The following is a 24,517-nucleotide window of genomic DNA, read 5'->3' on the forward strand; positions in this document are numbered from 1 at the left end:
TTGTACTCAATCGCGAGCAGGCTTGCTCCCACATGGATCTAATCGCTGTGGGAGCGAGCCTGCTCAAGATGGCTTACTGGAAAGTGCCTCTGTTCTGCGCGTTGCGCACAGATACCTGGTCATTCAAGGTCCAGAAGTCATACAGCACCCCAACGAAGAACAACCCGCCCGTCACCAGGTACAGCAGACCGCTGATCCACTTCCCCTGATACATCCGGTGTACGCCGAACACCCCCAGAAACGTCAGCAGAATCCACGCCACGTTGTATTCGATGGGCCCGGCAGTGAACCGCAGGTCCGCTTCGCGGTCCATGGCAGGGATCAGAAATACGTCAATCAGCCAGCCGATACCCAACAAACCGAACGTGAAGAACCAGATTGTCCCTGTGACCGGCTTGCCGTAGTAGAACCGATGAGCCCCGGTGAAACCGAAAATCCACAGCAGGTAACCGATCACCTTGCTGTGCGTATCTTGATGCGGGCCAGCCTGTTGATAGGTGTTCATGAAGGACCTCGAATCACGCGATAGATAAATATTCTTTAATTCTTTGTGACTTTTTTACAGGTTGCCGACGTATGGCAAATGCTACTGTGTCTCCCGTCAAAGCCTTGTAGCACCTGACTTCTGTCAGACAATTGCGTCCATTTACCGCTTATTTGGTTCCGTTACCCCCTAGGTTGAATCGACCAACGGCCTCGGAACGGACAAAAAAGCTGTTATAAAGTTGCGCGCTTCCCCATATGAGCCCTGCCTAATGCGTCCATTTTTCAAGACATGGCTAACCATTTGCCTTTTGATGCCACTGGCCGCCCACGCCACCAATCGTGAGCAACGTCTTCCAAACGTTAATGGTTACACCCCAAAATCACACGTTTCTGCTCCTTCGAGCAAAAACAAACACAATGCAAAATTCTCAACGCAGTTGAGCAAAGCCAACGGCAAACTTGTTCCGCCAATGGCGACCAAGACAAGCAGCAATGTGTTGAGCCGCGCCGTGAATGTCCTCGGCACACCTTATCGTTGGGGCGGCAGCACCCCAAGTAAAGGGTTCGATTGCAGTGGTTTGGTGAAATACGCGTTTAACGACGCCACGTTTGACCTGCCGCGTACATCCAACGCAATGGCCAGTGGTCATGGCGAGAAGGTCAATCGTAACGATTTGAAGCCGGGCGACCTGATCTTCTTCAACATCAAGAGCCGTCGGGTCAATCACGTCGCCATTTACCTGGGCAACGACCGCTTCATCCACGCACCCCGTCGTGGCAAGTCGGTCACTATCGACACCTTGAAGAAGCCGTACTGGGAAAGCCACTATGTGGTTGCCAAGCGGGTTCTGCCTAAAGAACCGAATCAGATGCGCGTCGTTCAGCGCTGAATTGAAATCCCGGGCCTGTCCCGGGATGATCGTTCCCACGCTCTGCGTGGGAATGCCTCAACGGACGCTCCGCGTTCGGCTCTGAAAGGGACGCGGAGCGTCCCGGGCTGCATTCCCACGCAGAGCGTGGGAACGATCAATCTCTCATCCTAAAAATTATCCGGCGACCGCGCCTTCTCCCGCGCATGCTCGCGGCTGATCACGCCCTTGGTCACCAGATCCTTCAGGCACATATCCAGCGTTTGCATGCCTAGCGACCCTCCCGTCTGAATCGACGAGTACATCTGCGCCACCTTGTCTTCGCGGATCAGGTTACGGATCGCCGACGTACCGAGCATGATTTCGTGCGCCGCTACTCGCCCGCCGCCGATTTTCTTGATCAGTGTCTGCGACACCACCGCCAGCAACGACTCGGACAGCATCGAACGCACCATCGACTTCTCATCGCCCGGAAACACATCCACGACCCGGTCGATGGTTTTCGCCGCCGATGTGGTGTGCAGCGTGCCGAACACCAGGTGACCAGTCTCGGCAGCCGTCAGCGCCAGGCGGATGGTTTCCAGGTCACGCATCTCCCCCACCAGAATTACATCCGGATCCTCGCGCAATGCCGAGCGCAGGGCCGTGGCGAAGCTGCGGGTGTCGCGATGAACTTCGCGCTGGTTGATCAGGCATTTGCGTGATTCATGGACGAACTCGATCGGATCCTCAATGGTGAGGATATGGTGATGCCGATGGTTGTTCAGGTAATCGATCATCGCCGCCAGGGTGGTGGATTTGCCTGAGCCGGTCGGGCCGGTGACCAGCACCAGTCCGCGAGGCGCCTCGGTAATCTTGCGAAACACTTCGCCCATGCCCAGCTCGTCCATGCTCAGGACCTTCGACGGAATGGTCCGGAACACTGCGCCGGCACCGCGATTCTGGTTGAAGGCGTTAACCCGAAACCGTGCGACGCCAGGCACTTCAAAGGAAAAGTCGGTTTCCAGGTGTTTCTCGAAGTCCACCCGCTGGGTGTCATTCATGATGTCGTAGATCAGCTCGTGCACCTGCTTGTGGTCCAGGGCCGGCAAGTTGATGCGCCGCACGTCGCCGTCGACGCGAATCATCGGTGGCAGGCCGGCAGACAGGTGCAAGTCGGACGCGCCCTGTTTAGCGCTGAAGGCCAGCAGCTCAGTGATATCCATAGCGCTCCTCAATTCCAGTAGAATGCCGCCAACCTCAGACCCGCTGGCGCCTTGATCCCAGTCTGAAAAGTCGCCGAGCGATGATCAGGCAAGGCAAAAGTCGGCGAAGAAGCGATGTTGACGTTAGTCAATGAGCATTCTGAGTCGAGTTTTAACGCCGCATGATCGAGTGCAGGCACTTTTCAGGCAGGATCGAATGTCCACGATAGCAGACAACATAGCCCTGGTTAGTTCACGCATCCGTGCCGCCGCCCTCGCCGCCCACCGCGACGAGCACAGCGTCCAGTTGCTGGCCGTAAGCAAGACCAAGCCCGCCGAGGCCCTGCGCGAGGCGTATGCCGCCGGCCTGCGCGACTTTGGCGAGAACTACCTGCAGGAAGCCTTGGGCAAACAGCTCGAACTGGCCGACCTGCCCTTGATCTGGCACTTCATCGGCCCCATTCAATCGAACAAGACTCGCGCTATCGCCGAGCACTTCGCCTGGGTGCACTCCGTGGATCGTTTGAAAATCGCACAACGCCTGTCCGAACAACGTCCTGCCGATTTGCCACCACTGAACATCTGCATCCAGGTCAACGTCAGCGGTGAAGCCAGCAAATCCGGCTGCACGCCGGCCGATCTGCCCGCGCTGGCCAAGGCCATCAGCGAACTGCCGCGCATCACGTTGCGCGGATTGATGGCAATCCCCGAGCCGACCGACGATCGCGCCGCCCAGGATGCCGCGTTTGCTGCCGTGCGCGACTTGATGAAAAGCACGCAAGCCAGCCTGAACCTGCCGCTCGACACACTTTCCATGGGCATGAGCCACGACCTTGAGTCGGCCATCGCCATGGGCGCCACCTGGGTCCGCATCGGTACGGCCTTGTTTGGTGCCCGCGACTACAGTCAGCCTTGAACCATGGCCGACACACTTCTCTATAAGGACCTGACATGAGCAAGACACGTATTGCCTTTATCGGTGCCGGCAACATGGCCGCCAGCCTGATCGGCGGCCTGCGCGCCAAGGGTCTGGACGCCGCGCAGATCCGCGCCAGCGATCCGGGTGCCGAAACCCGCGCCAAAGTGAACGCCGAACACGGCATCGAAGTATTCGCCGACAACGCCGATGCCATTCACGGCGCGGACGTGGTCGTGCTGGCGGTCAAACCGCAGGCAATGAAGGCAGTGTGCGAAGCGATTCGTCCACACCTCAAGCCGAATCAACTGGTGGTCTCGATTGCCGCGGGCATCACCTGCGCCAGCATGAACACCTGGCTCGGCGCCCAGCCGATCGTACGCTGCATGCCCAACACCCCGGCGCTGCTGCGCCAAGGCGTGAGCGGTTTGTTTGCCACCGCCCAAGTCAACGCGCAACAACGCCAGCAGGCTCAAGAGCTGCTGTCGGCCGTGGGCGTTGCCCTGTGGCTTGACGAAGAGCAGCAACTGGACGCAGTCACCGCAGTGTCCGGCTCGGGCCCTGCGTACTTCTTCCTGCTGATCGAAGCCATGACCGCTGCCGGCGTGAAACTCGGCCTGCCAGCGGACATCGCCGCCCAACTGACCCTGCAAACCGCGCTGGGCGCCGCTCACATGGCCGTCGCCAGCGATGTCGATGCAGCCGAACTGCGCCGTCGCGTGACGTCGCCAGCGGGCACCACGGAAGCTGCAATCAAGTCATTCCAGGCCGACGGCTTCGAAGCGTTGGTTGAAAAAGCACTCGGCGCCGCCGCACATCGTTCGGCCGAGATGGCTGAGCAACTCGGCCGCTAATCAGCTCTTATAAAGGAATCAAAGATGCTCGGACTCAATGACGCTGCCGTTTTCATCATTAAAACCTTAGGCAGCCTGTACCTGCTGATCGTGCTGATGCGCTTCATCCTGCAACTGGTTCGGGCGAACTTCTACAACCCGCTCTGCCAGTTCATCGTCAAGGCCACTCAACCGCTGCTAAAGCCTCTGCGCCGGGTTATCCCGAGCATGTTCGGGCTGGACATGTCGTCGCTGGTGCTGGCGCTGATCATTCAAATGCTGTTGATCGCGGTCATCCTGTTCCTCAAGGGCTTCCTGGTCGACTGGGTGCTGCTGATACCTTGGGCACTGATCGCGCTGTTCTCGCTGTTCCTGAACATTATTTTCTACGCCATGATCATCAGCGTGATCCTGTCCTGGGTCGCCCCAGGCAGCCACAATCCCGGTGCCGAGTTGGTCGCGCAGATTACTGAACCGGTGCTTGCCCCGTTCCGTCGGATCATTCCGAACCTGGGCGGCCTCGATATTTCGCCGATCTTTGCGTTCATCGCGATCCAGTTGCTGCAAAGCTGGCTGATCCCACGCCTGGCCTACTTTGCCTTCATGCCACAGGGGCTGCTCGGCCTGATCTGATCGGCAGGCCCACCGCGTCATCGTTCATCGCGAGCAGGCTCGCTCCCACAGGATTGATTCAGTCCATGTGGGAGTGAGCCTGCTCGCGATTGCAACACCACGATCTGACTGAATGAAATCAGGCCCGCCCTTTGCTTGCTGCTCGGGGCAGCGGTCTTTAGACTTACGCCTCATTTCAACGAGAGCAGGGTCGATGCCAACTGCCTTTCCCGCCGATTCTGTTGGTCTGGTGACGCCGCAAGTGGCGCACTTCAGCGAGCCCCTGGCCTTGGCCTGTGGCCGTTCGCTTCCAGCCTACGACCTGATTTACGAGACCTACGGCACGCTGAACGCCTCGGCGAGCAACGCCGTGCTGATTTGCCACGCCTTGTCGGGTCACCATCACGCCGCAGGCTTCCACAGCCCCGACGACCGCAAACCCGGCTGGTGGGACAGCTGCATCGGCCCCGGCAAGCCGATCGACACCAACAAATTCTTCGTGGTCAGCCTGAACAACCTCGGCGGTTGCAACGGTTCCACTGGCCCGAGCAGCATCAATCCAGAAACCGGCAAGCCCTTCGGCGCCGATTTCCCGGTGCTGACCGTGGAAGACTGGGTGCACAGCCAGGCGCGCCTGGCCGATCGCATCGGCATCCGACAATGGGCCGCGGTGATTGGCGGCAGTCTCGGTGGTATGCAGGCGATGCAATGGAGCATCACTTACCCCGATCGCATTCGCCATTGCCTGGCCATTGCCTCGGCACCCAAGTTGTCGGCGCAGAACATCGCCTTCAACGAAGTCGCACGCCAGGCAATCCTCACCGACCCCGACTTTCACGGCGGTTCGTTCCAGGAAGCGGGCGTGATCCCCAAGCGCGGCTTGATGCTTGCGCGGATGGTTGGCCACATCACGTATTTGTCGGATGACTCGATGGGCGAGAAATTCGGCCGTGGGCTCAAAAGCGAGAAGCTCAACTACGACTTCCACAGCGTCGAGTTCCAGGTCGAAAGCTACCTGCGCTATCAGGGCGAAGAGTTCTCCGGGCGTTTCGACGCCAACACGTACTTGTTGATGACCAAGGCCCTGGACTATTTCGACCCGGCGGCAAATTTCGACGATGACCTGGCGAAAACCTTCGCCAATGCCCAGGCCAAGTTCTGCGTGATGTCCTTCACCACCGACTGGCGCTTCTCCCCTGCCCGCTCGCGGGAACTGGTGGACGCGCTGATGGCGGCCAAGAAAGACGTCTGCTACCTCGAGATCGACGCTCCGCAAGGCCACGACGCCTTCCTGATTCCGATCCCGCGCTACTTGCAGGCCTTCAGCAATTACATGAACCGAATTTCGCTTTGAGGAAGACATGAGAGCCGATCTGGAAATCATCCAGGAATGGATCCCCGCCGGCAGCCGCGTGCTCGACCTCGGTTGCGGTGACGGCGAGTTGCTGACCTGGTTGCGTGACCACAAGCAAGTCACCGGCTATGGCCTGGAAAACGACCCGGACAACATTGCCGAGTGCGTGGCCAAGGGCATCAACGTGATCGAGCAGGACCTGGACAAGGGCCTGGGCAACTTCGCCAGCAACAGCTTTGACATCGTGGTCATGACCCAGGCGCTGCAAGCCGTGCATTACCCGGACAAGATCCTCGACGAAATGCTGCGCGTCGGTCGCCAGTGCATCATCACCTTCCCCAACTTCGGTCACTGGCGCTGCCGCTGGTACCTGGCGAGCAAGGGCCGGATGCCGGTGTCCGAGTTCCTGCCATACACCTGGTACAACACGCCGAACATCCACTTTTGCACCTTCGAAGACTTTGAAGCGTTATGCCGCGAACGTGAAGCCAAGGTCATTGATCGGCTTGCCGTGGATCAACAGCACCGCCACGGGTGGGCCAGTAAGCTATGGCCTAATCTGTTAGGTGAGATCGGTATTTACCGTGTCAGCAGCCCCGGGCTGCAGGATCACAAGGTCGCTGTCTGAACCACGACATTCCAAGGAGAACGAACATGGGTCGTCTAGCGCTGTTTTTACTCACTGCCTGCCTGAGCGTCACCGCCATGGCCGCCGACGTCATCAAAAGCGAACGCCAGGAAACATTTGGCGATGTGACAGTGCACTACAACACTTTCAACTCGACTTATCTGACCCCGGACATCGCCAAGGCCGCCGAGCTGATCCGCAGCAAGAACCAGGGCGTGATCAACGTGTCGGTGATCAAGGACGGCAAGCCGCAGATGGCGCAGGTGAGTGGTTCGGTGAAAGACCTGACCAGCCAGAGCGTGCCATTGAACTTCAAACAGATCACCGAACAGGGCGCGATTTACTACATCGCCCAATACCCGGTGGATCAGCAGGAAATCCGCACCTTCGAGATCAAGGTGCAGAACGGCGATAAAATCAACACCATCAATTTCAACCAAGAGCTTTTCCCCGGCGAATGATCAACTTCACGCAACTCGTATTGGCCAGCCACAACGCCGGCAAACTCAAGGAACTCCAGGCCATGCTCGGCGAATCGGTGCAACTGCGCTCGATCGGCGAGTTCAGCAGCGTCGAGCCTGAAGAAACCGGCCTGTCGTTTGTCGAGAACGCCATCCTCAAGGCCCGCAACGCCGCGCGCATTTCCGGGTTGCCGGCATTGGCCGACGATTCGGGGCTGGCGGTGGATTTCCTTGGTGGTGCGCCGGGCATCTATTCCGCTCGTTATGCCGATGGCAAAGGCGATGCGGCGAACAACGCCAAATTGCTCGACGCGTTGAAAGACGTCCCGCAAGCCGAGCGCGGCGCGCAGTTCGTCTGTGTGCTGGCGCTGGTGCGCCACGCCGATGACCCACTGCCGATCCTCTGCGAAGGCTTGTGGCACGGGCGCATCCTGACCCAAGCCAGTGGCGAACACGGCTTTGGTTACGATCCGCTGTTCTGGGTGCCTGAGCGCGATTGCTCCAGCGCCGAGTTGAGCCCGAGCGACAAGAACCTCATCAGCCACCGCGCCCGTGCAATGGATCTGCTGCGCCAGCGTCTGGGCTTGAAATGACCCACGATTCCTCTGCGTCGCCGCTGATCTTCGGCGGTGGCGCCCAATCGCCTCGGGCCGCGCTCCCCGTGCTGCCGCCCCTGGCGTTGTACATCCACATCCCGTGGTGTGTGCGCAAATGCCCTTATTGCGACTTCAACTCCCACACCGCGAGCCCCGTGCTGCCGGAAGAAGAGTATGTCGACGCGTTGCTGGCCGACCTCGATCAGGACCTTCATGCCGTTTACGGTCGCGAACTGAGCTCGATTTTCTTTGGTGGCGGCACGCCGAGCCTGTTCAGCGCCGATGCCTTGGGGCGTTTACTCAAGGGCGTCGAGCAGCGCATTCCGTTTGCCAGCGACATCGAAATCACTCTGGAAGCCAATCCGGGAACGTTCGAGCAAGAGAAGTTCCTCGCCTACCGCGCGCTGGGCATCAATCGCCTGTCGATCGGGATCCAGAGTTTCCAGGAAGAAAAACTCAAGGCCCTGGGCCGCATTCACAACGGCGACGAAGCGGTGCGTGCCGCCGGCATGGCGCGCCAGGCCGGGTTCGATAACTTCAACCTGGACTTGATGCACGGCTTGCCCGATCAGTCGCTGGAGGACGCCCTGAGCGACCTGCGCCAGGCCATCGCCCTGAAGCCGACGCACCTATCCTGGTATCAGCTGACGCTGGAGCCGAACACGGTGTTCTGGAACCAGCCGCCGACGCTGCCGGAAGACGACACACTGTGGGACATTCAGGAAGCCGGCCAGGCTCTGCTCGCTGAACACGGTTACGCGCAATACGAAGTCTCCGCCTATGCCCTGCCCGGTCGTGCGGCGCGGCACAACCTCAATTACTGGAGCTTCGGCGACTTCATCGGCATCGGCGCCGGCGCCCACGGCAAACTCAGCCATCCGGACGGACGCATTGTGCGCACCTGGAAGACGCGACTGCCGAAGGATTACCTCAACCCGGCCAAAAGCTTCAAGGCTGGCGAGAAAGCGCTGACCAATGACGAACTGCCGTTCGAGTTCCTGATGAACGCCTTGCGCCTGACCGAGGGCGTCGAGTCGCAGTTGTATCCGCAGCGCACCGGGCTGAGCCTGGACAGCCTCGCCGAAGGCCGCCGCGAAGCCGAACAAAGTGGCTTGTTGCAGGTCGAACCGTCACGTCTGGCGGCCACGATGCGCGGACAACTCTTTCTCAATGACTTGCTGCAGACATTTCTGAGCTGATTTCAGCCTTAAGGGAAAACGAATGGATTTGATACTCGACCTGCTCGCCACCGCATCCCGCTGGAGCCGTAGCAACCTGTCGGAAATCGCCCTGGCGCTGGTGGGCTGCCTGCTAGTGCTGTTCGGCGCCGACATCAAAGGCTGGGTCGACCAACGCCTGGGCAGCATCGCCGGCGCCTTGCGCGTCCCGCTGATGGCTCTGGTGTGCATGGTCGGCAGCGGCTTGGCGCTGATCTACGCCACGCCATGGATCATCAGAGGCCTGAGCCAGTTCAACAACTACAGCCTGGCGCCAGTGTTGTTGGTCGTACTGGTGCTCATCGGCGTGGTCGCTGACCGCCGCTGAGGGCAGACGATCGTTCCCACGCTCTGCGTGGGAATGCAGCCCGGGACGCTCCGCGTCCCAACAGCGGACGCAGAGCGTCCATTGAGGCATTCCCACGCGGACGGTTCGACGCCTCGACGTGGGAACGATCATTGCGTATCGCTTAAGACTGCTTTTCGAACTTCAGATCCCACACGCCATGCCCAAGACGTTCGCCGCGGCGTTCGAACTTGGTGATCGGGCGTTCGGTTGGGCGCGGGACGCACTTGCCGTCTTCGGCCAGGTTGCGATAACCCGGTGCAACGTTCATCACTTCCAGCATGTACTCGGCGTACGGTTCCCAGTCGGTGGCCATGTGCAGAATGCCGCCCACTTTCAACTTGCTGCGCACCAGTTCAGCGAACGACGCCTGAACGATACGACGCTTGTGGTGACGGCTCTTGTGCCACGGATCCGGGAAAAACAGCATCAGGCGATCGAGGCTGTTGTCGGCGATGCAACGGTTGAGCACTTCGATCGCGTCGCAATCGTAGACTCGCAGGTTGGTCAGGCCTTGGGTGAGCACGCCATTGAGCAGCGCGCCAACACCCGGACGGTGAACTTCCACGCCAATGAAATCCTGTTCCGGCGAGGCTGCGGCCATTTCAAGCAACGAATGGCCCATGCCGAAACCAATTTCCAGGGAACGTGGCGCCGAACGGCCGAACACCTGGTCGAAGTCCACCGGCGCGTCGGCCAATGGCAGGACAAACAGCGGCGTGCCCTGCTCCAGGCCTTTTTGCTGGCCTTCGGTCATGCGCCCGGCGCGCATCACGAAACTCTTGATGCGGCGGTGTTGGCGCTCGTCGCCTTCTTCCGTCTGGATTGGCGTGTCGTTTGATTCAGTCATCAATAGCTCTTACTTGATCAGACCATCCAGCGGCGAAGAGGCGCTGGCATAGAGTTTTTTCGGCATGCGGCCCGCGAGGTAGGCCAGGCGGCCCGCGACGATGGCGTGTTTCATGGCTTCGGCCATCATGATTGGCTGCTGGGCGTGGGCGATGGCCGAGTTCATCAGCACCGCTTCGCAACCCAGTTCCATGGCGATGGTCGCGTCGGAAGCGGTACCGACTCCGGCGTCAACCAGCACGGGAATCTTGGCTTCTTCAAGGATGATCTGCAGGTTGTACGGGTTGCAGATCCCCAGGCCTGTACCGATCAGACCGGCCAGCGGCATCACTGCGATAACGCCGATTTCCGCCAGTTGACGGGCAATGATCGGGTCATCGCTGGTGTAAACCATCACGTCGAAACCTTCCTTGACCAGCACTTCGGCGGCCTTGAGGGTTTCGATCACGTTGGGGAACAGGGTTTTCTGGTCGGCCAGCACTTCCAGCTTCACCAGGTTGTGGCCGCCGAGCAGTTCGCGGGCCAGGCGGCAGGTGCGCACGGCTTCGATAGCGTCGAAGCAACCTGCGGTGTTCGGCAGGAAGGTGTAGCGATCCGGCGACAGGACTTCAAGCAGATTCGGTTCGCCCGCGTTCTGGCCAAGGTTGGTGCGGCGCACGGCGAATGTGACGATCTCGGCACCCGAGGCCTCGATGGCCAGGCGGGTTTCTTCCATGTCGCGGTATTTGCCGGTACCCACCAGCAAACGCGACTGGTAAGTACGACCCGCCAGGACGAAAGGCTTGTCGCTACGAACGATGCTCATGGGAAATCCTCTGTAGGGGTGAGGTTCTTGCAGAATTCTGTGCCCTTGCGGGCCGGGCTACTAGCCGCCGCCGATGGCGTGCACGACTTCGACGTTGTCGCCGTCGTTGAGAACGGTGTCGGCATGCTGGCTGCGCGGGACGATATCCAGATTGAGTTCGACCGCCACCCGGCGTCCGGTCAGTTCCAGACGGGTCAGCAGGGCCGCAACGGTTTCACCGTCGGGCAGTTCAAGGGATTCGCCGTTCAACTGAATGCGCATACCGAATGCCGCCATCATTTTTAGGGGGTGGCATTCTAGCCCGATCATGACCTAAAGGTCAGCAACAAGCGTCAAGCGGTAAGCTGCAAGCGCCAGGCGGCAAAGCCCAGGCAAAACCAGCCAATCAGGAATGCCAGGCCGCCAAAAGGCGTGATGATGCCAAGCTTGCTCACGCCAGTGATCGTCAGCAGATACAAGCTGCCGGAGAACAACAGGATGCCGATGGCAAAGGACGCACCAGCCCAAGTGATCAGGCGCCCCGGCATCTGCGTGGCCAGCAGCGCGACGCCCAGCAATGCCAAGGTGTGCACCAGTTGGTAGGTGACGCCTGTATGGAAAATCGCCAGGTATTCAGGGGTCAGACGGTTTTTCAGGCCGTGGGCGGCGAACGCGCCAAGGGCAACGCCGGTGAAGCCAAAGAAAGCGGCCAGCATCAAAAAGCCACGCAGCATGAAGAACTCCAGTCAGACTCGATCAACAGGGTCTGTATAATGGCCCGCTCAACGGGTTCGGCCAAGCCATCTCTATGCTGCGTTTATTTTTGCAACGATTCATCAAAGCCCTGCTGTGGTTCGCGGGCGGCAGCATAGTGCTGGTCCTGATTTTTCGCGTGGTGCCACCGCCGGGAACGGCGCTGATGGTCGAGCGCAAGGTCGAATCCTGGTTCGACGGCGAACCCATCGATCTGCAACGGACCTGGCAGCCTTGGGATGAGATCTCCGATGACCTGAAAGTCGCGGTGATTGCCGGCGAGGATCAGAAATTCCCGGAGCATTGGGGTTTTGACTTCGGCGCGATCCAGGCGGCGCTGGCCCACAACGAACTCGGCGGATCGATTCGTGGCGCCAGCACCTTGAGCCAGCAAGTGTCGAAGAACCTGTTTCTGTGGTCCGGACGCAGCTGGCTGCGTAAAGGCCTGGAAGCCTGGTTTACCGGGCTGATCGAAGTGTTCTGGCCCAAGCAGCGAATTCTTGAGGTGTATCTGAACAGCGTCGAGTGGGACGACGGAGTGTTCGGCGCCGAAGCAGCGGCCCGGCATCACTTTGGTGTCAGCGCTAAAGGTCTCAGCCGTCAACAATCAAGCTTGCTGGCCGCCGTACTGCCAAACCCGCGAGTGTGGAGCGCCAGCCATCCGACCAACTATGTTGCACGTCGGGCCGGATGGATTCGGCAGCAGATGAGTCAGTTGGGTGGCGAAAGCTATCTGCTGGAGCTCAACAATTCGCGGCGGGCGCCTTGGGATCAATAACACCGAAAATCCCCTTGTGGGAGCGGGCTTGCTCGCGAATGCGGTGCGTTAGGCATCATTATTGCTGAATGACACACCGCATTCGCGAGCAAGCCCGCTCCCACATTGGTTTTGTGGTGGTGCAGGAAAAACGGGCTGAAACAAAAACGCCCCGATCAATGATCGGGGCGTTTTTTATTGCCGGTTCGCAGGTCAGGCCGCGATCGACAACTTGAGCTTGTTCATCGCGCTTTTCTCAAGCTGACGAATACGCTCGGCCGACACGTTGTACTTCTGCGCCAGGTCATGCAGCGTGGCTTTCTCTTCAGCCAACCAGCGCTGGTAGAGGATGTCACGGCTGCGGTCGTCCAGCACTTCGAGCGCTTCGTGCAGGTTGTGATTGGAGTTGTCACTCCAGTCGGCATCTTCCAGTTGACGGGCCGGGTCGTACCGGTGGTCTTCCAGATAGTTGGCCGGCGACTGGAAAGCGCTGTCATCGTCTGCTTCCGCAGCCGGATCGAAGGCCATGTCATGGCCGGTCAGGCGACTTTCCATCTCGCGCACTTCCCGAGGCTCCACACCGAGGCTTTCCGCCACGCGGTGGACTTCCTCGTTGTTCAGCCACGCCAGACGCTTCTTCTGGCTGCGCAGGTTGAAGAACAGCTTGCGCTGGGCCTTGGTGGTCGCGACTTTCACAATGCGCCAGTTGCGCAGGATGAACTCGTGAATTTCCGCCTTGATCCAGTGCACAGCGAACGACACCAGGCGCACACCCATTTCCGGGTTGAAACGCTTCACGGCCTTCATCAGGCCGACGTTGCCTTCCTGGATCAGGTCAGCCTGAGCCAGGCCGTAGCCGGAATAGCTACGGGCGATATGTACAACAAAACGCAGGTGGGCGAGCACCATCTGCCGAGCCGCCCCCAAATCCTGCTCATAATAGAGACTCTCGGCCAGTTCACGCTCCTGCTCCGGCGTCAGCAATGGAATGCTGTTGACGGTGTGCACGTAGGCCTCCAGGTTCGCACCCGGGACCAGAGCATATGCAGGTTGCAAAGAATTGGTCATACGAAAAAACCTCCGACTTACAAACTCGTGCAGTTCAGCACTGCGAAAATTGACCGGAAACCGAAAGACAAGTTCCCATAAACGCTGAAAGGTCAATACGAGCAAAATGATACTACTTAGGCGCAAGCTCCCTCAGGTGGCGTGCGACTGCAATCCATGCACCGATATACCCCAACAGCACCGCGCCAAGCAAGAGAGACAGACCGTCGGCAACCGGCACGCCGGCCAGCGCAAAATTACTGCCATACAAACCGGCCAGCCCGACTACCGCCTCGTTGAGCCAGTTCAGCCCAAACGCCAATACGCCCCAGGAAAGTATCCCCGCACCGAAGCCATACAACGCACCCATATACAGAAAGGGCCTGCGCACATAGCTGTCAGTGCCGCCCACGAGTTTAATCACTTCTATCTCTGTGCGGCGGTTTTCAATATGAAGACGAATGGTATTGCCTATCACCAAAAGTAATGCAGAAACCAGAAGCACGGTCAGACCGAAGACAAAACGGTCACCCAGCTTGAGAATTGCCGCCAGACGCTCGACCCAGACTAGATCAAGTTGCGCCTGTTGTACCTTCGGCAGCTCGGAAAGTTTTTGTCGTAATGCTTCAAGGGCCGGCTTGTCGACCTCTTTAGGGGTCACCAGAACCACGCCGGGCAACGGGTTTTCCGGCAGCTCCTTGAGCGCCTCGCCAAGACCGGACTGTTGCTGGAATTCTTCCAGCGCCTGATCGCGACCGACATATTCAGCGTCCGCCACACCGGGCATGCCTTTGATCTGCTCTCGCAACGACTCGCCCTCGGCAGGGCTGGCCTCGATTTTCAGGTACAACGAAATCTGCGCCGCACGCTGCCAGGATCCGCCCAGGCGCTCGACGTTGCTTAGCAAAAGTGACAGGCCCATCGGCAAGCTCAGGGCAACCGCCATCACCATGCAGGTGAAAAAGCTGCCAATCGGCTGCTTGCCCAGACGGCGCAGGCTGTCCATAAGACTGGCGCGATGGCTTTCGACCCAGGCACGAAACAGCGTGGCGAAGTCCGGGCCGTCGTCATCGTCGCGCTTTTTCTTCTGCGGCTGCGGATCGGCGGCCTTCGGGGCCACTCGTTCGGAAACCTTGGGGCTGCGTGTCGCACTCATACGCCAGCCTCCCCGTCGCCGATCAATCGCCCGCGCTGCAGGGTCAACATGCGATGACGCATACGGGCGATAAGTGCCAGGTCGTGACTGGCGATCAGCACGCTGGTGCCCAAGCGGTTGATGTCTTCGAACACGCCCATGATCTCGGCCGCCAGACGCGGGTCGAGGTTACCGGTCGGTTCGTCCGCCAGCAGCAAGGCCGGACGGTGAACAATGGCGCGGGCAATGCCGACGCGCTGCTGCTGGCCAGTCGACAGGTCGCCGGGGTACAGATCGGTTTTGTCCGACAGCGCCACGCGCTCAAGCGCCGAATCCACGCGCTTGACGATTTCGGCCTTCGACAAGCCAAGGATCTGCAATGGCAACGCGACGTTATTGAACACCGTGCGATCGAACAGCAATTGGTGGTTCTGGAACACCACGCCGATCTGTCGGCGCAGGTATGGAATCTGCGCATTGCTGATGGTGGCCAGGTCCTGGCCGGCCAGCAGCAATTTGCCGGTGGTCGGACGTTCCATCGCCAGCAGCAGGCGCAACAACGTGCTTTTACCGGCACCGGAGTGGCCGGTCACAAACAAGAATTCGCCCCGTCGGACTCGAAAGCTCAGCTCATGCAAGCCGACGTGACCGTTCGGGTAGCGTTTACCGACCTGTTCGAAACGAATCATGAACGCTCCCGCTCGGCAAACAGTGCCTGGACAAAGGGTTCTGCTTCAAAAGTTCGCAAATCATCGATGCCTTCACCGACGCCGATATAGCGAATCGGCAGGCCAAACTGCTTGGCCAGGGCGAAAATCACCCCACCCTTGGCCGTGCCATCGAGCTTGGTCAGCGCCAGGCCGGTCAGTTCGACGGTCTGGTTGAATTGCTTGGCCTGGCTGATCGCGTTCTGCCCGGTCCCGGCGTCGAGCACCAGTAGCACTTCGTGCGGCGCATCGGCGTCGAGTTTGCTGATGACCCGGCGAACCTTCTTCAACTCTTCCATCAAATTGTCTTTGGTGTGCAGGCGACCGGCGGTGTCGGCGATCAGCACATCAATGCCTCGGGCCTTGGCGGCTTGCACGGCGTCGAAGATAACCGAAGCCGAGTCCGCGCCGGTGTGCTGGGCGATGACCGGGATCTTGTTGCGCTCGCCCCAGACCTGCAATTGCTCGACCGCTGCAGCGCGGAAGGTATCGCCGGCCGCCAGCATGACTTTCTTGCCTTCGAGCTGCAGCTTCTTCGCCAGCTTGCCGATGGTGGTGGTCTTGCCGGCACCGTTGACGCCAACCACCAGAATCACGAATGGCTTGTTTTGCGAGGTGATTTTCAGCGGTTGCTCGACAGGCTTGAGCATCGCCGCGAGCTCAGCTTGCAGGGACTTGTACAGCGCATCGGCATCGGCCAGTTCTTTACGTGCGACTTTCTGAGTCAGGCGCTGGATGATCACCGAGGTCGCTTCGACGCCAACGTCGGCGGTCAGCAAGCGGGTTTCGATGTCTTCGAGCAGCTCGTCATCGATGATCTTCTTGCCCAGGAACAGCGCGGCCATGCCTTCGCCAATGGTGGCGCTGGTCTTGGACAGACCTTGCTTGAGGCGGGCGAAGAAACCGGCTTTGGTTTCGGCCGGTGTTTCAACCGGGGCGACAGGCGCAGCGACTGCGGGAACGACCACAGGTGCAGGAGCCGGAGCCGGAGCCGGAGCCGGAGCAACAAATACAGGCGCAACAGGCTGCGGAGCAGGCGGCGGCACAACCGGCGCAGGCTCAGCCACCACGACCGGCGTTACAACCGGCTCAACCACCGGAACCTGAACAGGCTCGGGCGCAAAAGCAGTCGGCGCCGGAATCGGCGGGGTAACGTGTGGCGCCAACTCGTCTGCAACCAACGCCACCGGCTCTTCGGCCACGGGCAATGTCAGCCATGGCTCGGCGATGGGCGCCAGCGGTGCCTGGGTCACGACTTCGGCGACCCGATCAGGCTCGGCCTCGGTCACCGGCTGCAACACGGGCTCGGCGATCGGCAGAACTATCGGTGCGAGCTCTTCTTCTATAACCGGAACCGGCGCTGGAGTTGGCTCAGGAAGTGGTTGTGGCTGTTCGACGACGGGTTCCTGCGGCTTTTTGCGCAGCCATCCGAACAGGCTTTTCTTCTCGCCAGCCGCAGCTGGGGTCTTCTTGTCGTCGTTGGAACCAAACATGGAGGACGGCTATCTCACGGTAGCGACGCGCCAAAGGGCGCCCCGGCAAATAAATATTCGATGCAGAACAGACTGCGATTGACCCAGCTTGTTCACGCGCAACATTTTGTCGAAGTGCTCACGGCACTTCAAAGGTCGACTAATACGAAGGACTGGAACGGCATCGTCGGCGAAAACGCTGAGTTTAGCTGACAAATTCAAAGCTTCCGCAGGTAACCCATGCAACCTTCCGGCCGATCAAAGGCCTGATAGGCGTGGCCGCCAGTAAAACGGACCAGTATCCTAGCACCCTCTCGCCCGCCGACGCTAAGACCAAGCGGGCAGCCCAACAGGTTTAAAAACGAATGAATGCTCTAGCCCGCCGCGCTGCAGGCCTGCTGCTCAGCACAGTTTGTCTGCCCCTCTCGGCCCTGGCCGCCGACCCGCAACCCACTCACGAATTCACCCTCGACAACGGTTTGAAGGTGGTTGTGCGCGAAGACCATCGTGCGCCCGTGGTGGTTTCCCAAGTCTGGTACAAGGTCGGCTCAAGCTACGAGACGCCAGGCCAGACCGGTCTGTCCCACGCCCTGGAACACATGATGTTCAAGGGCACTGAGAAAGTCGGTCCCGGTGAAGCGTCGCTGATCCTGCGCGACCTCGGCGCCGAAGAGAACGCGTTCACCAGTGACGACTTCACTGCGTACTATCAAGTATTGGCCCGCGACCGCCTGGGCGTGGCCTTTGAACTGGAAGCCGACCGGATGGCCAATTTGCGCCTGCCGGCCGACGAGTTCGCCCGCGAAATCGAAGTCATTAAAGAAGAACGTCGTCTGCGCACTGACGACAAACCGATGTCAAAGGCCTACGAACGCTTCAAGGCCATGGCGTACCCGGCCAGCGGCTATCACACGCCGACCATCGGCTGGATGGCTGATCTGGACCGCATGAAGGTCGAGGAGCTGCGCCACTGGTATCAATCCTGGTATGTGCCCAACAACGCCACGCTGGTGGTGGTGGGCGACGTGACCCCGGACGAAGTCAAAGCCCTGGCCCAGCGCTATTTCGGCCCGATCGCCAAACGCGACGTGCCCCCTGCGAAAATCCCGGTGGAGCTGGCCGAGCCGGGTGAGCGCCAGATCACCCTGCACGTGCAGACCCAATTGCCGAGCCTGATGCTGGGCTTCAACGTGCCAAGCATCGCCACCGCCCAAGACAAACGCCTGGTGAATGCCTTGCGCCTGATCTCGGCCCTGCTCGACGGCGGCTACAGCGGACGTATCCCGACGCAACTGGAGCGTGGCGAAGAGCTGGTGTCCGGCGGTTCGTCGAGTTACGACGCCTACACCCGTGGCGACAGCCTGTTCACGTTGTCGGCGACGCCCAATACCCAGAAAAAGAAAACCATGGCTCAGGCCGAAGCGGGCCTGTGGAAACTGCTCGAACAGCTGAAAACCACCGCGCCGTCTGCTGAAGAACTGGAGCGCGTAAGGGCTCAAGTCATCGCGGGGCTGGTTTACGAGCGTGATTCGATCACCAGTCAGGCCACTTCGATTGGCCAACTGGAAACCGTTGGCCTGTCCTGGAAACTGATGGACACCGAACTCGCCGACCTCGAAGGCGTGACCCCGGAAGATATTCAGAAAGCCGCCAAGCTGTATTTCACCCGCGAACGTCTCAGCGTCGCCCATGTCCTGCCACCGGAGACGACTCATGAGTGAGCGTAAGAAATCACGTTTGGCCCTGATCGGCCTGATCGCTGTCGCCCTGATCGGGTCCACGGCGTTTTATTTCTCGAAAAGCCAGGACCCCAAGGCCAGCGAAGTCCTCGACAAGGCCAAGTCCAGCCAGAAGCTGCAATCGCTGGCCGAACTGGACGGCAAGGCCCCCAGCCACCGCTCCCTCGACGTACAAACCTGGAACACCGCCGAAGGCGCCAAGGTGCTGTTCGTCGAAGCCCGCGAATTGCCAATGTTCGACCTGCGCCTGATCTTTGCCGCCGGCAGCAGCCAGGACGGTGAAGCCCCAGGCTTGGCCGTGTTGACTAACGGCATGCTCAACGAAGGCGTGGCCGGCAAGGATGTCGGCGCAATTGCCCAGGGCTTTGAAGGCCTGGGTGCCGACTTCGGCAACGGCGCATTCAAGGACATGGCGCTGGCTTCGTTGCGCAGCCTCAGCGCCGCCGACAAACGCGAGCCTGCGCTGAAGCTGTTCTCCGAAGTCATCGGCAAACCGACCTTCCCCGCCGACTCCTTCGCGCGCATCAAGAACCAGATGCTGGCCGGCTTCGAGTACCAGAAGCAGAACCCGGGCAAACTGGCGAGCCTGGAACTGATGAATCGCTTGTACGGCGACCATCCGTACGCGCATTCCAGTGACGGCACGGCGAAATCCATTCCGGCGATTACCGTGGCGCAACTCAAGGCGTTCCACCAAAAAGCCTACGCCGCTGGCAACGTGGTGATTGCGTTGGTCGGTGACCTGTCCCGCGCCGAGGCCGAGACCATCGCCGCCCAGGTCTCCAGTGCACTGCCCAAAGGTCCGGCGCTGGCGAAAATCGCACAACCGCAAGAACCGAAAGCCAGCGTCAGCCACATCGAGTTCCCGTCCAAGCAGACCAACCTGATGCTCGCGCAACTGGGCATCGACCGTGACGACCCGGACTACGCCGCGCTGTCCCTGGGCAACCAGATCCTCGGCGGCGGTGGTTTCGGCACGCGATTGATGAGTGAAGTGCGCGAGAAGCGCGGCTTGGCGTACGGCGTGTATTCGGGTTTCACTCCGATGCAGGCGCGCGGCCCGTTCATGATCAACCTGCAAACCCGCGCCGAGATGAGCGAAGGTACGCTCAAACTGGTGCAGGACGTACTCGCCGACTACCTTAAAACCGGACCGACCGAGAAAGAACTCGACGACGCCAAGCGTGAACTGGCCGGCAGCTTCCCGCTGTCCACCGCCAGCAATGCCGACATTGTCGGCCAAATCGGCGCCATGGGTTTCTACAACCTGCCGCTGAGCTATCTGGATGACTTTATGCGCGAGTCCCAGAGCCTGACCGTCGAGCAGGTCAAAGCCGCACTGAACAAACACCTGAGCACGGACAAAATGGTCGTCGTCAGCGCTGGCCCGACCGTGCCGCAAAAGCCGTTACCGGCCCCATCTGATAAACCTGCCGAGCAGCCGCTCGGGGTTCCGGAGCATTAATGGCCACTCGTCCAAAGAAACCTGTTCACAACGTGCACAACGGCGTGAACCAACTGCGCATCATCGGCGGCGAATGGGGCAGCCGGAAACTGAGCTTCCCCGATGCACCGGGCTTGCGCCCGACCCCGGACCGGGTGCGTGAAACCCTGTTTAACTGGCTCGCGCCGTACGTGGCCGGGGCCAAAGTGTTCGACCCGTTCGCCGGCAGCGGCGCGTTGTTCCTCGAAGCCTTGTCCCGTGGCGCGGCCATGGGCCAGGCGCTGGACGCCAGCAACATTGCGGTCGCCAGCATCAAGGAGCATCTAGGCACGTTGCGCTGCACCACCGGCCAGATCCAGACCGCCGATGCCTTGCGCTACCTGGAGACCCAGGCCGCAACGGCCTACGACCTGGTGTTCCTCGACCCGCCGTTCAACCAGAACCTGCTGCCCGGCGTCTGCGCGCTGCTGGAGGAGCGTCAGTGGCTGGCCAACGAGGCCTGGATCTACACTGAAAGCGAGAACGCGCCATCGAGCCTTGGCTTGCCAGGCAACTGGCGCCTGCACCGGGAGCAGAAATCCGGGCGGGTGTATTACGCGCTGTGGCAACGTATGGCAGAGATCGCCGGTTAACCGATCGGCCTGAAAAAGGTGCGCACCGGTTGCGCACCGCTGCATCGAGAATAAACGTGCCCCATCCGCCTGAACGTTTCACGCCCGCCTTCGGCCTCGGCAATCCGCACTTGCAAACCTTGTGGGGACCGCTGTGGCGCAAAACCACGCACATCGAACGCGAGCGCGAACGCCTGTGGCTTGAGGATGGCGACTTTCTCGATATGGACTGGCACGGCCCGCACACCGCCAATGCGCCGCTGGTGCTGGTGTTGCACGGACTGACCGGCTCTTCGAATTCGCCTTACGTGGCCGGTGTGCAGAAAGCACTCGGTGCCCAAGGCTGGGCCAGCGTCGCGCTGAACTGGCGTGGCTGCTCCGGCGAACCCAATCTGTTGCCACGCAGCTACCATTCCGGCGCCAGCGAAGACCTGGCCGAAGCCATCAAACACCTGCGAGCCAAGCGCCCTCTCGCACCGTTGTATGCAGTCGGCTATTCCCTGGGCGGCAACGTCCTGCTCAAGCACCTGGGCGAAACCGGCAGTGACAGCGGCGTGCTTGGCGCAGTGGCGGTGTCGGTGCCGTTTCGCCTGGATCAATGCGCGGATCGGATAGGCCAGGGTTTTTCGAAGATCTATCAGGCGCATTTCATGCGCGAGATGGTGGCTTACATCAAGAACAAGCAGCGCCAGTTCCAGCATGACGGACACGAAGAGGGACTGGCAGCCCTGGCGGCGCTGGGCTCGCTGGAAAACATGCGCACCTTCTGGGATTTCGATGGCCGGGTCACGGCTCCGCTGAATGGTTTCGTCGATGCCCATGATTACTACCGCCGCGCTTCGAGCCGCTATTTCCTTGGCGAAATTCGCACGCCGACCTTGATCATCCATGCGGCTGACGATCCCTTTGTCTTTCCTCATAGCCTGCCGCAACCGCAAGAATTGTCCGATTGCACGCAATTCGAATTGCAGACCAAGGGCGGACATGTCGGCTTTGTCGATGGCTCATTCCGGCATCCGGGTTATTACCTCGAACGGCGCATCCCGCAGTGGCTGAGTGCCGTGGGCCGCGAGTAGGTCATGGAAACCGATCAGGGCGAGTCGATCCACTTCTGGCAAACGGCGCCTTTGGCCGGGGTCGAGCTGTTGTCCGCGCGCTACATCGAGCATCGCTTCGCGCCCCATGTGCACGACGGCTATGTGATCGGCATGATCATGGCCGGGGCCCAGCGTTATCGCTATCGCGGCGCCGAACATCTGGCAGGCAGCGGCACGCTGGTAGTGATCAATCCCGACGAACTGCATACCGGGCACAAAGGCACGGAGAACGGCTGGCTGTACCGGGCGTTTTATCCCGACAGCGCTCAGATTCTCTCGCTGCTGGACGAGCTGGAATTGCCGAGCAACAACCTGCCGGCCTTTGGCGCCACGTTGTACCGCGATCCAGACCTGGTGAAGGGCTTCTGCCAATTGCATCGCTTGCTGGAAAGTCCGTCCACAGCGCTGCAACAGCAGACGGTCTGGCGAGAAATGATGCTGTTGCTGCTGCAACGTCACGCAGCCGTACCGATTGCGGGCAAACCGGGCAAGGAACATCGGGCGGTGACGCAGGCCAAGGATCTGCTGCAAGCGCAGTTGGCGGCACCGCCTTCGCTGGAAGAACTGGCGGCGGCGGTCAACCTCTCGCCGTTCCACTTCGCCCGGGTATTTCGTCGCGCCACGGGCATGCCGCCGCACACCTGGCTGATGCAGCAACGCATCGCCCGGGCGAGGGGGTTGTTACAGGGTGGATGTTTGCCGCTGGAGGTGGCGATGCAATTGGGCTTTGCCGACCAGAGTCACCTGAGTCGACAGTTCAAGCAGGTCTACGGGGTTGGCCCGGGGGCGTATCGCAGTGCCCGGTTAAGTTGAAATCTCAAAAACAACCTATAACCCTGTGGGAGCGAGCTTGCTCGCGATAGCGGTATAACAATCAGCATTAATGGTGAATGTAAAACCGCTATCGCGAGCAAGCTCGCTCCCACAGGGGATGTGTGCTTATTCGCCTTTTGCGATGCCGTGCGCTGGATCGTTGATCCATTCGCTCCACGACCCGGCATACAACGGGGCCAGCGGATATCCCGCCAGGCACAGGGCAAACAGGTTGTGGCAAGCCGTCACGCCTGAACCGCAGTACGCCACCAGATCGCTGGGTGATCGATTGCCCAGTTTCGCGGCAAACCGTTGTTTGAGCTGCTCGGCCGGCAGGAAACGCCCGTCACTGCCCAGGTTGTCGGTGAACGCCGCACATTGTGCGCCGGGGATGTGCCCGGCAATCGGGTCGATCGGTTCGACTTCGCCTTTGAAGCGCGGCAAGGCGCGAGCATCAAGCAAAGTCAGCGCGGGTTGGCCGAGACGCTGTTGAAGCTGCTCGGCGCTCAGGACCAGCGCACTGTCCGGCGTTCCGGTGAAAGTGCCGCGCCGGGTGTCGCACGCATCCAGACTCAGTGGCAAACCCGCCGCATGCCAGGCCTTGAGCCCGCCATCGAGGATAAACACGCCCTCACGCTTGCCCAGCCAGGCCAGCAACCACCACGCCCGCGCCGCAAAGGCACCGGGGCCGTCGTCGTACAAAACCACTTCGCTGTCGGCGTTGATGCCCCAGGCCTGCAGACGCTCGATCAACTCTTCAGGCTTCGGTAACGGATGGCGCCCGGTCACACCCTTGACCACCGGCCCGCTCAAGTCACGCTCCAGATCGGCGAACCTGGCCCCGGCGATATGCCCTTCGGCATAGCTGCGCTGACCGTAGTCCGGGTCTTCGAGGGCAAAACGACAATCCAGAATCACCAGCCCAGGCTGGTCCTTTTTCAGGTCCAGTGCTTGCGGGCTGATCAGTTGCGCAATGGGCATAACGGGCTCCTGTGACTAAGTCGGTTTCAAATCCTACTGCACTTCTTCCAGGGCCTGGGCCAACGGCACGTAAAACTCTTCATACAGCGCATTCACGGCATCACGAGACTGGTCCGTGACGAAGCCGGCTTCAAGCACCAGCACCTGATACACGCCACGCTTGATCGCCTGCTCGCTCAGGTGATTGGAGTTTTCCCGCGTGGTGCACAGGAAACGCACCCAGGACGTCAGGATGATCCAGGCATTGAGCGTCAGGGATTCGATCTGAACCTTGTCCATTTGCAGGATGCCAGCCTCGACGAAGCCCGCGTAGATATGCGTGCCATGGATCAGACAGCGCTGGGAAAAACGCCGATAACGGGCAGCCAGTTCCGGATCGCTGTCGAGCAGGTGCTCAAGGTCTCGGTGCAGGAAGCGGTAGCGCCACATCGCGGCCAGCAGTTCCTGAAGGTAGAAGCGCTTGTCCTCGACCGTGGCCGCACGACCCTGGGGCGGGCGCAGGAAGCTGTCCACAAGGCTTTCGTACTCACTGAACAACACGGCGATGATCGCCTGCTTGTTAGGGAAGTGGTAGTACAGGTTGCCCGGGGAAATTTCCATGTGGGCAGCAATGTGGTTGGTGCTGATGCTGCGCTCACCCTGCTGATTGAACAGCTCCAGGCTGTTCTGCACGATGCGCTCGCTGGTTTTGATCCGAGGGGCCATGGCTTGAGCTTTAATTAAGAGTGCGTTGACGGGCATCTTACGACCTATCCGCGGGTGGATAAACAAAGCTGCACCAGGATGTCATTTGACTTTCTAGAGCATAGACTCTAGAAAGTGCTGA

General features: G+C 60.1%; 28 protein-coding genes. 16 read left to right on the forward strand and 12 right to left on the reverse strand.

The genetic code is table 11. From position 1 onward, the window contains the following. Nucleotides 1–73: 73 nt before the first annotated feature. Complete coding sequence (locus HNR03_RS12025; protein WP_090178619.1) at nucleotides 74–505, reverse strand: NINE protein; 432 nt, start codon at nucleotides 503–505, stop codon at nucleotides 74–76. 250 nt (nucleotides 506–755) lie between these two features. On the opposite strand from HNR03_RS12025, the gene HNR03_RS12030 reads away from it, so the two are divergent. Beyond that, nucleotides 756–1,376 (forward strand): C40 family peptidase, encoded by a 621-nt coding sequence (locus HNR03_RS12030; RefSeq protein WP_222588841.1) that lies wholly within the window; start codon nucleotides 756–758, stop codon nucleotides 1,374–1,376. Nucleotides 1,377–1,525: 149 nt separating this feature from the next. Here HNR03_RS12030 and HNR03_RS12035 read toward each other — a convergent pair whose 3' ends face one another. Then, a complete protein-coding gene (locus HNR03_RS12035) occupies nucleotides 1,526–2,560 on the reverse strand; it encodes a type IV pilus twitching motility protein PilT (protein ID WP_222588842.1) in 1,035 nt (344 codons plus the stop codon). A gap of 196 nt (nucleotides 2,561–2,756) precedes the next feature. On the opposite strand from HNR03_RS12035, the gene HNR03_RS12040 reads away from it, so the two are divergent. The 9 genes from HNR03_RS12040 (at nucleotide 2,757) to HNR03_RS12080 (ending at nucleotide 9,484) form a co-directional block, all read left to right on the forward strand. After that, nucleotides 2,757–3,455, forward strand: a complete 699-nt coding sequence (locus HNR03_RS12040; RefSeq protein ID WP_259153739.1) for a YggS family pyridoxal phosphate-dependent enzyme — start codon at nucleotides 2,757–2,759, stop codon at nucleotides 3,453–3,455. 35 nt (nucleotides 3,456–3,490) lie between these two features. After that, complete coding sequence (proC, locus tag HNR03_RS12045; protein WP_259153740.1) at nucleotides 3,491–4,309, forward strand: pyrroline-5-carboxylate reductase; 819 nt, start codon at nucleotides 3,491–3,493, stop codon at nucleotides 4,307–4,309. Nucleotides 4,310–4,333: 24 nt separating this feature from the next. After that, a complete protein-coding gene (locus tag HNR03_RS12050) occupies nucleotides 4,334–4,921 on the forward strand; it encodes a YggT family protein (protein WP_208671040.1) in 588 nt (195 codons plus the stop codon). A 193-nt stretch (nucleotides 4,922–5,114) separates the two neighbouring features. Continuing rightward, on the forward strand, nucleotides 5,115–6,254 hold the full coding sequence (locus HNR03_RS12055) for a homoserine O-acetyltransferase (protein ID WP_222588845.1): 1,140 nt from the start codon (nucleotides 5,115–5,117) through the stop codon (nucleotides 6,252–6,254). 7 nt (nucleotides 6,255–6,261) lie between these two features. Then, nucleotides 6,262–6,882, forward strand: a complete 621-nt coding sequence (gene metW / locus HNR03_RS12060) for a methionine biosynthesis protein MetW (RefSeq protein ID WP_046029734.1) — start codon at nucleotides 6,262–6,264, stop codon at nucleotides 6,880–6,882. 26 nt (nucleotides 6,883–6,908) lie between these two features. Then, on the forward strand, nucleotides 6,909–7,343 hold the full coding sequence (locus tag HNR03_RS12065) for a DUF4426 domain-containing protein (RefSeq protein ID WP_222588846.1): 435 nt from the start codon (nucleotides 6,909–6,911) through the stop codon (nucleotides 7,341–7,343). Then, nucleotides 7,340–7,936, forward strand: coding sequence for an RdgB/HAM1 family non-canonical purine NTP pyrophosphatase (gene rdgB, locus HNR03_RS12070; RefSeq protein WP_090178590.1), 597 nt, complete (start codon nucleotides 7,340–7,342; stop codon nucleotides 7,934–7,936). The genes HNR03_RS12065 and rdgB overlap by 4 nt, the downstream gene beginning before the upstream one ends. After that, a complete protein-coding gene (gene hemW, locus HNR03_RS12075; RefSeq protein WP_259153741.1) occupies nucleotides 7,933–9,138 on the forward strand; it encodes a radical SAM family heme chaperone HemW in 1,206 nt (401 codons plus the stop codon). Before rdgB ends, hemW begins: the two co-directional genes overlap by 4 nt. A gap of 22 nt (nucleotides 9,139–9,160) precedes the next feature. Next, nucleotides 9,161–9,484: a DUF3392 domain-containing protein gene (locus HNR03_RS12080; RefSeq protein ID WP_222588847.1), complete on the forward strand. Its 324-nt coding sequence runs from the start codon at nucleotides 9,161–9,163 to the stop codon at nucleotides 9,482–9,484. Between the two features lie 142 nt (nucleotides 9,485–9,626). Here HNR03_RS12080 and trmB read toward each other — a convergent pair whose 3' ends face one another. From trmB to HNR03_RS12100, 4 genes are all read right to left on the reverse strand, one after another. Further along, nucleotides 9,627–10,352, reverse strand: a complete 726-nt coding sequence (trmB, locus tag HNR03_RS12085) for a tRNA (guanosine(46)-N7)-methyltransferase TrmB (protein WP_208671036.1) — start codon at nucleotides 10,350–10,352, stop codon at nucleotides 9,627–9,629. Nucleotides 10,353–10,361: 9 nt separating this feature from the next. Then, complete coding sequence (locus HNR03_RS12090) at nucleotides 10,362–11,156, reverse strand: thiazole synthase (RefSeq protein WP_222588849.1); 795 nt, start codon at nucleotides 11,154–11,156, stop codon at nucleotides 10,362–10,364. 60 nt (nucleotides 11,157–11,216) lie between these two features. Next, entirely contained in the window at nucleotides 11,217–11,417 is a 201-nt protein-coding gene (thiS, locus tag HNR03_RS12095) for a sulfur carrier protein ThiS (protein WP_222588850.1), read from the reverse strand. Between the two features lie 71 nt (nucleotides 11,418–11,488). After that, a complete protein-coding gene (locus HNR03_RS12100; protein ID WP_259153744.1) occupies nucleotides 11,489–11,869 on the reverse strand; it encodes a DUF423 domain-containing protein in 381 nt (126 codons plus the stop codon). Between the two features lie 74 nt (nucleotides 11,870–11,943). Here HNR03_RS12100 and mtgA point away from each other — a divergent pair, with 74 nt between their 5' ends. Continuing rightward, nucleotides 11,944–12,666 carry a monofunctional biosynthetic peptidoglycan transglycosylase gene (gene mtgA, locus HNR03_RS12105; RefSeq protein ID WP_259153749.1) on the forward strand — a complete coding sequence of 241 codons (723 nt, stop codon included), beginning with the start codon at nucleotides 11,944–11,946 and terminating at the stop codon, nucleotides 12,664–12,666. 192 nt (nucleotides 12,667–12,858) lie between these two features. Here mtgA and rpoH read toward each other — a convergent pair whose 3' ends face one another. From rpoH to ftsY, 4 genes are all read right to left on the reverse strand, one after another. Next, nucleotides 12,859–13,713: an RNA polymerase sigma factor RpoH gene (rpoH, locus tag HNR03_RS12110; protein WP_007897890.1), complete on the reverse strand. Its 855-nt coding sequence runs from the start codon at nucleotides 13,711–13,713 to the stop codon at nucleotides 12,859–12,861. A gap of 112 nt (nucleotides 13,714–13,825) precedes the next feature. Next, nucleotides 13,826–14,848: a permease-like cell division protein FtsX gene (gene ftsX / locus HNR03_RS12115; protein ID WP_259153754.1), complete on the reverse strand. Its 1,023-nt coding sequence runs from the start codon at nucleotides 14,846–14,848 to the stop codon at nucleotides 13,826–13,828. Beyond that, a complete protein-coding gene (gene ftsE / locus HNR03_RS12120) occupies nucleotides 14,845–15,516 on the reverse strand; it encodes a cell division ATP-binding protein FtsE (RefSeq protein ID WP_010466809.1) in 672 nt (223 codons plus the stop codon). Before ftsE ends, ftsX begins: the two co-directional genes overlap by 4 nt. Next, nucleotides 15,513–17,027, reverse strand: coding sequence for a signal recognition particle-docking protein FtsY (gene ftsY, locus HNR03_RS12125; RefSeq protein ID WP_259153760.1), 1,515 nt, complete (start codon nucleotides 17,025–17,027; stop codon nucleotides 15,513–15,515). Before ftsY ends, ftsE begins: the two co-directional genes overlap by 4 nt. 344 nt (nucleotides 17,028–17,371) lie before the next feature. Between ftsY and HNR03_RS12130 the strand changes: the two genes are divergently transcribed. Genes HNR03_RS12130 through HNR03_RS12150 form a run of 5 tightly spaced genes read left to right on the forward strand, consistent with a single transcriptional unit; the run spans nucleotide 17,372 to nucleotide 22,710 of the window. Then, nucleotides 17,372–18,727 carry a pitrilysin family protein gene (locus HNR03_RS12130; RefSeq protein WP_222588855.1) on the forward strand — a complete coding sequence of 452 codons (1,356 nt, stop codon included), beginning with the start codon at nucleotides 17,372–17,374 and terminating at the stop codon, nucleotides 18,725–18,727. Then, a complete protein-coding gene (locus HNR03_RS12135) occupies nucleotides 18,720–20,210 on the forward strand; it encodes a pitrilysin family protein (RefSeq protein ID WP_259153762.1) in 1,491 nt (496 codons plus the stop codon). Before HNR03_RS12130 ends, HNR03_RS12135 begins: the two co-directional genes overlap by 8 nt. Next, the gene (gene rsmD / locus HNR03_RS12140; RefSeq protein WP_222588857.1) at nucleotides 20,210–20,821 is read left to right on the forward strand and encodes a 16S rRNA (guanine(966)-N(2))-methyltransferase RsmD; all 612 of its coding nucleotides are present in this window, start codon (nucleotides 20,210–20,212) and stop codon (nucleotides 20,819–20,821) included. Before HNR03_RS12135 ends, rsmD begins: the two co-directional genes overlap by 1 nt. A gap of 56 nt (nucleotides 20,822–20,877) precedes the next feature. After that, nucleotides 20,878–21,876, forward strand: coding sequence for a hydrolase (locus HNR03_RS12145; RefSeq protein ID WP_259153764.1), 999 nt, complete (start codon nucleotides 20,878–20,880; stop codon nucleotides 21,874–21,876). A gap of 3 nt (nucleotides 21,877–21,879) precedes the next feature. Continuing rightward, a complete protein-coding gene (locus HNR03_RS12150) occupies nucleotides 21,880–22,710 on the forward strand; it encodes an AraC family transcriptional regulator (RefSeq protein ID WP_259153765.1) in 831 nt (276 codons plus the stop codon). Between the two features lie 126 nt (nucleotides 22,711–22,836). Here HNR03_RS12150 and HNR03_RS12155 read toward each other — a convergent pair whose 3' ends face one another. Together HNR03_RS12155 and HNR03_RS12160 are read right to left on the reverse strand one after the other, a co-directional pair. Continuing rightward, nucleotides 22,837–23,691 (reverse strand): sulfurtransferase, encoded by an 855-nt coding sequence (locus HNR03_RS12155; RefSeq protein WP_259153766.1) that lies wholly within the window; start codon nucleotides 23,689–23,691, stop codon nucleotides 22,837–22,839. Nucleotides 23,692–23,724: 33 nt separating this feature from the next. Next, nucleotides 23,725–24,396: a TetR/AcrR family transcriptional regulator gene (locus tag HNR03_RS12160; RefSeq protein WP_222588861.1), complete on the reverse strand. Its 672-nt coding sequence runs from the start codon at nucleotides 24,394–24,396 to the stop codon at nucleotides 23,725–23,727. Nucleotides 24,397–24,517: the final 121 nt, after the last annotated feature.

The sequence above is a fragment of the Pseudomonas sp. JAI111 genome (assembly GCF_024809425.1).
Taxonomy (GTDB): domain Bacteria; phylum Pseudomonadota; class Gammaproteobacteria; order Pseudomonadales; family Pseudomonadaceae; genus Aquipseudomonas.

What these genes read in the sequence shown, in the direction of transcription:
- HNR03_RS12025 (WP_090178619.1), bottom strand. Translation starts at nt 505, where the DNA reads ATGAACACCTATCAACAGGCTGGCCCGCATCAAGATACGCACAGCAAG.
- HNR03_RS12030 (WP_222588841.1), top strand. Translation starts at nt 756, where the DNA reads ATGCGTCCATTTTTCAAGACATGGCTAACCATTTGCCTTTTGATGCCA.
- HNR03_RS12035 (WP_222588842.1), bottom strand. Translation starts at nt 2,560, where the DNA reads ATGGATATCACTGAGCTGCTGGCCTTCAGCGCTAAACAGGGCGCGTCC.
- HNR03_RS12040 (WP_259153739.1), top strand. Translation starts at nt 2,757, where the DNA reads ATGTCCACGATAGCAGACAACATAGCCCTGGTTAGTTCACGCATCCGT.
- proC (WP_259153740.1), top strand. Translation starts at nt 3,491, where the DNA reads ATGAGCAAGACACGTATTGCCTTTATCGGTGCCGGCAACATGGCCGCC.
- HNR03_RS12050 (WP_208671040.1), top strand. Translation starts at nt 4,334, where the DNA reads ATGCTCGGACTCAATGACGCTGCCGTTTTCATCATTAAAACCTTAGGC.
- HNR03_RS12055 (WP_222588845.1), top strand. Translation starts at nt 5,115, where the DNA reads ATGCCAACTGCCTTTCCCGCCGATTCTGTTGGTCTGGTGACGCCGCAA.
- metW (WP_046029734.1), top strand. Translation starts at nt 6,262, where the DNA reads ATGAGAGCCGATCTGGAAATCATCCAGGAATGGATCCCCGCCGGCAGC.
- HNR03_RS12065 (WP_222588846.1), top strand. Translation starts at nt 6,909, where the DNA reads ATGGGTCGTCTAGCGCTGTTTTTACTCACTGCCTGCCTGAGCGTCACC.
- rdgB (WP_090178590.1), top strand. Translation starts at nt 7,340, where the DNA reads ATGATCAACTTCACGCAACTCGTATTGGCCAGCCACAACGCCGGCAAA.
- hemW (WP_259153741.1), top strand. Translation starts at nt 7,933, where the DNA reads ATGACCCACGATTCCTCTGCGTCGCCGCTGATCTTCGGCGGTGGCGCC.
- HNR03_RS12080 (WP_222588847.1), top strand. Translation starts at nt 9,161, where the DNA reads ATGGATTTGATACTCGACCTGCTCGCCACCGCATCCCGCTGGAGCCGT.
- trmB (WP_208671036.1), bottom strand. Translation starts at nt 10,352, where the DNA reads ATGACTGAATCAAACGACACGCCAATCCAGACGGAAGAAGGCGACGAG.
- HNR03_RS12090 (WP_222588849.1), bottom strand. Translation starts at nt 11,156, where the DNA reads ATGAGCATCGTTCGTAGCGACAAGCCTTTCGTCCTGGCGGGTCGTACT.
- thiS (WP_222588850.1), bottom strand. Translation starts at nt 11,417, where the DNA reads ATGCGCATTCAGTTGAACGGCGAATCCCTTGAACTGCCCGACGGTGAA.
- HNR03_RS12100 (WP_259153744.1), bottom strand. Translation starts at nt 11,869, where the DNA reads ATGCTGCGTGGCTTTTTGATGCTGGCCGCTTTCTTTGGCTTCACCGGC.
- mtgA (WP_259153749.1), top strand. Translation starts at nt 11,944, where the DNA reads ATGCTGCGTTTATTTTTGCAACGATTCATCAAAGCCCTGCTGTGGTTC.
- rpoH (WP_007897890.1), bottom strand. Translation starts at nt 13,713, where the DNA reads ATGACCAATTCTTTGCAACCTGCATATGCTCTGGTCCCGGGTGCGAAC.
- ftsX (WP_259153754.1), bottom strand. Translation starts at nt 14,848, where the DNA reads ATGAGTGCGACACGCAGCCCCAAGGTTTCCGAACGAGTGGCCCCGAAG.
- ftsE (WP_010466809.1), bottom strand. Translation starts at nt 15,516, where the DNA reads ATGATTCGTTTCGAACAGGTCGGTAAACGCTACCCGAACGGTCACGTC.
- ftsY (WP_259153760.1), bottom strand. Translation starts at nt 17,027, where the DNA reads ATGTTTGGTTCCAACGACGACAAGAAGACCCCAGCTGCGGCTGGCGAG.
- HNR03_RS12130 (WP_222588855.1), top strand. Translation starts at nt 17,372, where the DNA reads ATGAATGCTCTAGCCCGCCGCGCTGCAGGCCTGCTGCTCAGCACAGTT.
- HNR03_RS12135 (WP_259153762.1), top strand. Translation starts at nt 18,720, where the DNA reads ATGAGTGAGCGTAAGAAATCACGTTTGGCCCTGATCGGCCTGATCGCT.
- rsmD (WP_222588857.1), top strand. Translation starts at nt 20,210, where the DNA reads ATGGCCACTCGTCCAAAGAAACCTGTTCACAACGTGCACAACGGCGTG.
- HNR03_RS12150 (WP_259153765.1), top strand. Translation starts at nt 21,880, where the DNA reads ATGGAAACCGATCAGGGCGAGTCGATCCACTTCTGGCAAACGGCGCCT.
- HNR03_RS12155 (WP_259153766.1), bottom strand. Translation starts at nt 23,691, where the DNA reads ATGCCCATTGCGCAACTGATCAGCCCGCAAGCACTGGACCTGAAAAAG.
- HNR03_RS12160 (WP_222588861.1), bottom strand. Translation starts at nt 24,396, where the DNA reads ATGGCCCCTCGGATCAAAACCAGCGAGCGCATCGTGCAGAACAGCCTG.